General features: G+C 53.5%; 1 protein-coding gene. It reads right to left on the bottom strand.

What is annotated here, in order from left to right; translation table 11 throughout:
- On the bottom strand, nt 1-533 hold a 533-nt coding region (locus tag ACYVTD_RS15985), incomplete at both ends, for an SPFH domain-containing protein (protein ID WP_461248672.1).

Raw genomic sequence — 533 nt, 5'->3', positions numbered from 1 at the left:
CTTCTAGGCTCTTAAGTTTAATCAAAGGATCGTCGGCGTTAACGCTCTTTATCATATTAAGGCCGTCCGCGGTGGCTTTCTGTACGTTGAGAATGGCCTGCGCCTCGCCTTCGGCTTCGCGGATGGCGGCTTCCTTCGCGGCTTCCGCCTGCAGGATAACGGCGGCTTTTTCGGCCTCGGCTTTTAAGATGGCGGACGCTTTCTGGCCTTCGGCGACAAGAATGGCGGACTGTTTTTCGCCTTCGGCTTTAAGGATCGATTCGCGCCTTTCGCGCTCGGCGCGCATCTGCTTCTCCATCGCCTCTTGAATGCTCTTGGGCGGGGCGATGTTTTTAACTTCCACCCTGTTTACCTTTATCCCCCAGGGGTCGGTGGCTTCGTCAAGGACGGTGCGCATTCTTGTGTTGATCATGTCGCGGCTGGTAAGGGTTTCGTCTAGTTCAAGCTCGCCGATAATGTTTCTCAGAGTGGTGCTTGTAAGGTTTTCAATAGCGCTCATTGGGTTTATTACGCCGTAGGTATAAAGTTTAGGG

The sequence above is a fragment of the Treponema sp. R6D11 genome (assembly GCF_054786075.1).
Note: the sequence above shows the minus strand (reverse complement) of the source record. Positions and strands in the feature narration are given on the sequence as shown.